The organism is Kordia sp., assembly GCF_022447245.1.
Classification (GTDB): Bacteria; Bacteroidota; Bacteroidia; order Flavobacteriales; family Flavobacteriaceae; genus Kordia.
Genome location: NZ_JAKVBC010000007.1, coordinates 154,550 through 161,671, shown reverse-complemented (window position 1 = coordinate 161,671; position 7,122 = coordinate 154,550). Strand labels below are relative to the sequence as shown.

The following is a 7,122-nucleotide window of genomic DNA, read 5'->3' as shown; positions in this document are numbered from 1 at the left end:
TGCGAATTCAATACAGCATTGAAAGATTAAAAAAACATACGAATTATCGAAATTACACCGTACAAGCTATGGCAAAAGAAGCAGGTTTTAGTAATAGGGAATCATTCTCAAAAGCATTTCAAAGAAAAACAGGAGGAACGGTTTCAGATTTTTTGAAGCAAACGCTATAAAAATTAGGTTAGGTTGGTTAGTATACTAAAAAACAGCAATGATAGTAAGTATCACGTTGGATTGGGGAATCTTTAAGGTAATGCTGTTTTTTAGTTGAACAAAGCGGGACTCACTATACGTAGTGAGACCGCTTTTGTTATTTGACAATCTTTAAAATAAAAAAACTCCCAAGCTTTCACTTGGGAGTTTTCACTTTTATAAAGTGTATTTAGAAGTTAGGGTTTACTGTTTTACGAATTTCTGAATGATTTGTTCTTCTTCATCACTCACTTCTAGTAAGTATACTCCAGATTTTAATTCACCTACATGTAATCTTCCATCTTTCAATGTTCCTGATTTTACTGTTTGACCCAGTAAATTCAAGATTCTGTATGATGAGTTTAAGTTGTAGCTTGCCAAGTTCACCGTAATATCACCACGTGTGATTGTTGGCGTAATTAAGTTATCACCATTTGATGAACTTTGCGGTCCAGAACGTAAAGCTTGTATACTATTTCCTGCAGTTCTTATTGCTCTAGCTCCATTGATACCTGTAACGGTTACTTGATCAATGTATACTTGATCTGCATTAGCACTTGCATCACACTGTACTCTGAATCGTGCATTTGAAGCAAAGTTTACATCTGAACTATTTAAGGTTACAGTTGCCGAATAGAAGCTTCCGTTTGTAAAGCTGCTTCCGCTAGCATACGTTGCTACAGTACTCCAAGAAGAACCATTGTAATAACGAATCCAGAAATCTTCTCCATTTTCCATAGAGTTTGGATAGAAATACAACTTGAATTCTACTTGATCAAATCCTCTTAAGTCAAATGCTTCAGAGGTCATTGCTGATGCAGTTCCTGAGTTGTCACGTAAACGGATAGAGTACGATCCTTCGTAAGAACGTGATCCTGAGTAACGGAAACAATCGCTTCCTCCGTCTTGCCATCCATCCCATCCAGTTTCAAAGAAACCTTCATGTAATACTGTGTTACCTCCTGTTTGACATGGTGCACAAGATGAACCTCCACAGTCAATTCCTGTTTCATCACCATTTTGAATTCCATCATCACATGTTGGTGGTGGCGGTGGCGTGCTTCCTAAACAGAAGTCTGTTGCTTCAGATGATCCAAAGCTTCCTCCAGACTTAATTTGTCCGTCTGGCCCTGTTAATGTGTACGATCCGTTACCATACGTACAGCAAATTCCGTCTCCGTATGAATCATTGATTGTAAATGTGTAGCAGTCATTTGGTAAACATAATGTTTCTGTTACTGTTGATCCATCTGGGTTAGCTGTTGAGTAGTTTCCAGATGCAACTGTAGTTCCTCCATCAGTAACAAGAGACCAAGAAGTTTCTTCAGGGTAATTATCAAATGTAATGCTTAGTGTTACTTCATTTTCTGAACAACCAGATTGACAAGGTGCACATGACGAACCTCCACAGTCAATTCCTGTTTCATCTCCATTTTGAATTCCATCATCACATGTTGGTGGTGGCGGTGGCGTAGAACTACATTTGTCAGATAATGCTAAGCTTCTTCTTGCTCCTCCAACATCTAATACAGCACGCATACGTGCTTTTTGACCTTGTGTAAATAAGTTCATACATGAATCATTTGAGTAATCCATGTAGTTTTGTACCATATCCGTAGACCCACAAGAAACATTGTTTGTTGGACATCCACTTGAAGGTGCTTGTTGCGTTGGTGTATCTGATACGAAATCATTTCCACAGTTAGCATCTCCCCAAATATGTCTTAAGTTTAAGTAATGTCCTATTTCGTGAGTTGTAGTTCTTCCTCCATCAAATGGTGCCGATACATTTCCAACTCTACCAAAATAATTGTATGCCATTACTACACCATCAGTAGCTGCGTTTCCTCCAGGGAATTGTGCATATCCTAAAATAGTTCTTCCTCCACTAGTCATTCGAGGTACAACCCACATGTTTAAATACTCTGCAGTATTCCATGGATCAACTCCTCCTCGAGAAGATCTCTTCATGTCATCACTCGTTCCCCAATCAGTTCTGGTAACTGCTTTTCTGGTAATTCCTGTTGTTGCATTTCCATTAGGGTCTACAGTTACTAAACAAAATTGAATTTCAGTATCAGCTGCTTGTGACCATCTGTTATCTGCATCAGGGTTCGTTCTTCTAAAATCCTCATTTATAACATCTATTTGCGATTGAATCTGCGCTTCACTAATGTTATTTGTAGAATTCGTGTAAAGAACATGGACAACTACCGGAATAGTAATTACATTTCCTGAAATACTTTTAGAAATTCCATCTTGAAGGCGCTGTCTTGTGAAGTTTTCAATTTCTTGCATCCGTTGCTCCAACCGCGGATTAAGTTGTTTTCTGTACTCTAAGTTTTCCATAGTTGCACACTCTCGATCTTGCGCAGAGAGCATCCCAACAAATAAAAAACTCAACAAAAGAAGAGTAATTTGTTTTTTCATAAAAATTAAGTATTTGATTAGCCAATTTATTTCCGACATGTTGTCAAAAACGCAACAAATGTGTTAAATTTTTATGAATTTTACGTCAAAATACTTATTTTTTTGATATAATTTACGAAAACCTTCGTGTTTCTATAGAAATTATTAATTATTTAATTATCTGATAATCTGACTATTACCTACTTCCTTTGTAGACTATATAGAATGAATCTAATTATTGATAATTTCATAAAAAAATGTCATATTTTTGAGAATATGACATTTTTTAGTGTGTTATTTTACGTGATATACAATATTAATCTAATTGCATTTCAGGTATTTCGCCTTTAATTATTAAATTTCCTTCTGTAGCCTTTTCTATTTCTTCAACAGAAACTCCTGGTGCTCTTTCAAGAAGTTCAAATCCATCTGGTGTTACACTTAAAACAGCTAAGTTTGTTACTATTTTCTTTACACAGCCAACTCCAGTAAGTGGTAATGAGCATTTTTTAAGTAATTTTGATTCGCCTCGTTTGTTTGTATGCATCATCGCCACAATGATATTTTCTGCAGATGCCACCAAATCCATAGCACCACCCATTCCTTTTACCATTTTCCCTGGGATTTTCCAATTGGCAATATCTCCATTTTCAGCAACTTCCATGGCTCCTAGTATCGTTAAATCGACATGTTTTCCTCGAATCATAGCAAAACTGAATGCTGAATCAAAAAAACTTGCACCTGGTAAGGTTGTGATAGTTTGTTTTCCTGCATTGATAATATCAGCATCTTCTTCTCCATCAAAAGGAAAAGGTCCCATGCCTAAAACTCCATTTTCACTTTGAAATTCTACTTCTATATCATCTCTCACAAAATTAGCAACTAGCGTAGGAATTCCGATTCCCAGATTTACATAGTAACCATCTTTTACTTCTTTTGCGATTCTTTTTGCGATTCCGTTTTTATCCAACATATCTAATGTATCAATTTTTTAATTTACCAATGTATCAATTGTTACTTTTTGATACTTGAACTTAATATTTTATAAATGATTAACCCCAATTCTCTTACTTTATTAACTAAAATAGTGTCTGTTGGGTAATTTTTTGATTGTTCACATAAGCGCAACCAATATTTTGTTTCTTCCAATTCTTTTGCTGCTATCTTCATTTTATGAATAAAATCTGCTCTGCTTTCAGCATTTTGAGCTTCTTTAATATTAGCACCTATGCTTGTTCCAGATTTTAAAAGTTGCCCAGAAATAACGAATTTTTTACTTACTTCTAATTTTTCACAATATTCTATAATTAACAATGCAACTTCAATTGACTTTTCTACTACAACATTTTTCATCAAATACCGAACATTTAGTACATTGGTAAATTAAACAATTGGTTCATTAACGCGGACGTACTGTACGCTGTTCAATTCGTTTCTCATACTTTTCTCCTTGAAAAATTCGTTGCACAAAGATTCCGGGAATATGAATTTGATTAGGATCCAATTCGCCCACAGGCACCAATTCTTCTACCTCAGCAACTGTAATTTTTGCCGCACCACACATACATGGATTAAAGTTTCGAGCCGTTCCTTTAAAAATTAAATTCCCAGCTTCATCACCTTTCCAGGCCTTTACAAAAGCAAAATCTGCTTCATAGGCTTTTTCTAAGATGTGCATTTTTCCGTTAAATTCTCTCGATTCTTTTCCTTCAGCTACTTCTGTTCCGTAACCTGCTGGTGTGTAGAATGCAGGGAAACCAGCTTGTGCTGCTCTACATTTTTCGGCAAGTGTTCCTTGTGGAGTCAATTCTACTTCTAATTCACCTGATAACATTTGACGTTCAAACTCATCATTTTCGCCTACATACGAAGAAATCATTTTTTTAATTTGGCGTTGTTGCAGCAATAAGCCAAGACCAAAATCATCTACACCTGCATTGTTTGAAATACACGTAAGATTCTTTGCGCCAAGCTTTACCAATTCCGCAATTGCATTTTCGGGAATTCCGCACAATCCAAAACCGCCTAGCATTAGTGTCATATTATCGGTAACACCTGCTACTGCGGCTTCTACTGAATTTATCTTTTTATTAATCATCAATCAATATTTTGACTGAAAATTACGAAATTTTTAAAAGATGTTTCTGTTTTTTCAGAATAATTTAAGCTTAATCGAAATCAATACCATCTAAGTTGTCATCATCTGGTTCATCGCCTTTAGAATCTGTTTTCTTTGTTGTTTTAGAACAATCTACATTGATGGTCATTTCTTCTTCAGGTTCCGGGAATTTATCACTCGATACTGATAAGGATTTATCTGCATAACATTTTTTCATAAACAATCCCCAAATCGGCAATGCCATAGAAGCTCCTTGTCCATATGCTGTTGATGCAAAACGTATTTGACGATCTTCACCACCTACCCAAGCTCCAGAAATTAGATTAGGTACCATTCCAATAAACCAACCATCACTGTTGTTTTGCGTAGTTCCTGTTTTTCCTGCGATTGGATTTTTGAATTCGTACGGATATCCAGTCATAATTTCTTTATACAAAGCAGTTTTTGCCATTGATTTGTGACGCAATCTTCTTCCTGAACCACTCTCAGTTACACCTTGCATTAAGTTGACAACAGTATATGCTACTTCCTCACTTAATACATCTTTGGTTTCTGGTACAAATTCGTATAAGATCGTTCCGTTTTTGTCTTCAATACGCGTTACAATTACAGGTTTTACATACACTCCTTTATTTACAAAAGTTCCATAAGCACCCAGCATTTCATATAAAGAAATGTCTGGAGTTCCTAAAGCGATCGATGGTGCTTCTGGTATTTCTGATTCAACACCTAATCGTTGTGCTAATGAACGAACATTTACAGGACCTACTTTATCCATCAAACGCGCAGTAACTGTATTTACCGAACTAGCCAATGAGCCTTTTAACGTTCGCATACCTTCATATTTACCGTCAGAGTTTTTAGGACACCATGGTTCTAACAAACCGTATTTTCCTTCTTCTATACAGTATGGTCCATTTGGCATAGAGTCGCATGGCGATAAGTGTAACTGGTCAATAGCTGTAGCATATACAAAAGGCTTGAATGTAGAACCTATTTGACGTTTTCCTTGTCGTACCATATCATATTTAAAGTTTCGGTAGTTGATTCCACCAACCCATGCTTTTACTTGACCTGATTGTGGTTCTAATGACATAAAACTAGCACGCAAAAAGAATTTTGAATACAACATAGAATCACGCGGAGTCATGATGGTATCAATACGCTCGTTTTTGTTTTTCCAAGAAAATACCGTCATAGGTGTTTTTCTATCAAACGAAGCGTAGATTTCATCTTCCGATTTTCCTTCACTTTTCATTACTCTCCAGCGCTCTGAACTTCTAATTGATCTATCGATAACAGTTTCAATCGTGTTTTTCTCTACATCTCTGGCAAATGGCGCATTTTTGTTACGCTTTTTAGTGTTTTGGTGATAGAATTCTGCCTGCAATTTTTTCATGTGCTCTTCTACGGCTTCTTCAGCATATTTTTGCATGCGCGAATCTATCGTGGTATAAATTTTTAATCCATCAAGATAGATATTGTACTTATCGCGATTTTCTTTTGGATTGTCTTTTACCCATTTTTTAAGAAAATCTTTTAAATGTTCTCTAAAATACGTTCCCAAACCTTCATTGTGTGATTCAGGTGTATAGTTTAAACCTAAGGGTAATTTTTGAAGCGAATCTTTTACCGCTTCTGTAATATACTCGTATTTATACATTTGCGCTAATACGACATCTCTTCTTTTCTTTACCTTATCTGGCCATCTTCTAGGATTGTATAACGATGAGTTTTTAAACATTCCCACCAACATAGCCGATTCTTCAATTTTTAAGTCTTGCGGTTCTTTTCCAAAGTAAATACGCGCTCCTGAACGAATTCCATCTGCATTGTTTCCAAAGTCGTAGATATTGAAGTACATCGCAATGATTTCTTCTTTGGTATACTGACGCTCTAAACGTGTAGCGATTACCCATTCTTTGATTTTTTGGATACCAGCTTCAAATATATTTCTTGATCGGACACCTACAAATAATTGTCGTGCCAACTGCTGCGAAATGGTACTTGCTCCACCGTTTTTTCCTAAGTAAGCAAATGCTCTTATCGTTCCACGTACATCAATTCCAGAATGGTCGTGGAAACGTGCATCTTCGGTTGCAATTAAGGCATTTACTAAATCTTTCGGTAGTTCCTTATAATCAACAGGTGTTCTGTTATCTTTTAAATAATATTTCCCCAATACTTTTCCATCGGCAGAAATTACTTGTGATGCTAGATTTGTTTGCGGATTTTCTAGGATTTCAAAAGATGGCATTTCTCCTAAAAATCCCCATGAAGCTAATAAGAATAATAAGAATATACTTGCGATTCCGCCTGCAAATACAATCCAAAACCATTTGATGAATTTTCTAAATTTAGTAGGTTTTTTTTCTTGCTTTTTGACTTGCTTTTTTGTCATTTCA

Annotated in this window: 6 protein-coding genes; 1 reads left to right on the top strand and 5 read right to left on the bottom strand. The window is 35.9% G+C overall.

Annotated features, from left to right (window positions below; genetic code table 11):
• The first annotated feature begins 5 nt into the window (after positions 1 to 5).
• Entirely contained in the window at positions 6 to 170 is a 165-nt protein-coding gene (locus MK119_RS24245; protein WP_366512780.1) for an AraC family transcriptional regulator, read from the top strand.
• A 223-nt stretch (positions 171 to 393) separates the two neighbouring features.
• Here MK119_RS24245 and MK119_RS07075 read toward each other — a convergent pair whose 3' ends face one another.
• From MK119_RS07075 to MK119_RS07055, 5 genes are all read right to left on the bottom strand, one after another.
• Positions 394 to 2,619: a M43 family zinc metalloprotease gene (locus MK119_RS07075; RefSeq protein ID WP_290672241.1), complete on the bottom strand. Its 2,226-nt coding sequence runs from the start codon at positions 2,617 to 2,619 to the stop codon at positions 394 to 396.
• A 295-nt stretch (positions 2,620 to 2,914) separates the two neighbouring features.
• Positions 2,915 to 3,571, bottom strand: coding sequence for a CoA transferase subunit B (locus MK119_RS07070; protein ID WP_290672239.1), 657 nt, complete (start codon positions 3,569 to 3,571; stop codon positions 2,915 to 2,917).
• Between the two features lie 41 nt (positions 3,572 to 3,612).
• A complete protein-coding gene (locus tag MK119_RS07065) occupies positions 3,613 to 3,951 on the bottom strand; it encodes a four helix bundle protein (protein WP_290672236.1) in 339 nt (112 codons plus the stop codon).
• Between the two features lie 46 nt (positions 3,952 to 3,997).
• Positions 3,998 to 4,696: a CoA transferase subunit A gene (locus MK119_RS07060; RefSeq protein WP_290672234.1), complete on the bottom strand. Its 699-nt coding sequence runs from the start codon at positions 4,694 to 4,696 to the stop codon at positions 3,998 to 4,000.
• Between the two features lie 70 nt (positions 4,697 to 4,766).
• Positions 4,767 to 7,118, bottom strand: a complete 2,352-nt coding sequence (locus MK119_RS07055) for a transglycosylase domain-containing protein (RefSeq protein WP_290672231.1) — start codon at positions 7,116 to 7,118, stop codon at positions 4,767 to 4,769.
• Positions 7,119 to 7,122 lie beyond the last annotated feature (4 nt).